Origin of the sequence: Mesorhizobium sp. M7A.F.Ca.CA.004.04.2.1 (assembly GCF_004022825.1) — a bacterium.
In the GTDB taxonomy this organism is placed as follows: domain Bacteria; phylum Pseudomonadota; class Alphaproteobacteria; order Rhizobiales; family Rhizobiaceae; genus Mesorhizobium.
On record NZ_RZPH01001838.1, the window covers coordinates 1 to 397 of the forward strand.

The following is a 397-nucleotide window of genomic DNA, read 5'->3' on the forward strand; positions in this document are numbered from 1 at the left end:
CGCCCGCCGGTCTGGTTGCCGATGCTCCGCCTTTGCGCCTCGTCGGACGCTTCCGCCAGAAGCAGCCTGGCGCCCTGCCCGTTGGCCGGCGCGACCGTGATCCAGCGCTTGCCGCCGCCGAGATCGACATCTTCGACGAGCAGGAAGCCCAGCCGCTCGACATACCAGGCAATCGCCTCGTCATAATTGGCGACGACCAGGGCGACCGTGGCGATGCGGCGATGCTCGGCGAACCCGCTCATGCCTGAGGCTTGCTCATTGGCCTGCTGCCGTTCATCGTTGCGGCTCGGTCACTTGTTGCGGATCGCAAAGCGGCCGATCAGGCGTCGCTCGGTGATGTCGTAGACGAAGATCGTGCGGCTGCCGTCGGCAAGCTCGGCGTCGATCGAGACACGAT

Annotated in this window: 1 protein-coding gene and 1 pseudogene; both read right to left on the reverse strand. The window is 66.2% G+C overall.

All coding sequences use genetic code 11. The annotated features are described in order from the left end of the window. Positions 1-242: VOC family protein (locus EN893_RS37850; protein ID WP_206640294.1), on the reverse strand; the 242-nt coding region annotated here is incomplete at its 3' end. Positions 243-290: 48 nt separating this feature from the next. Continuing rightward, positions 291-397, reverse strand: a pseudogene (locus EN893_RS39840) (fimbrial protein); the annotation flags it as partial.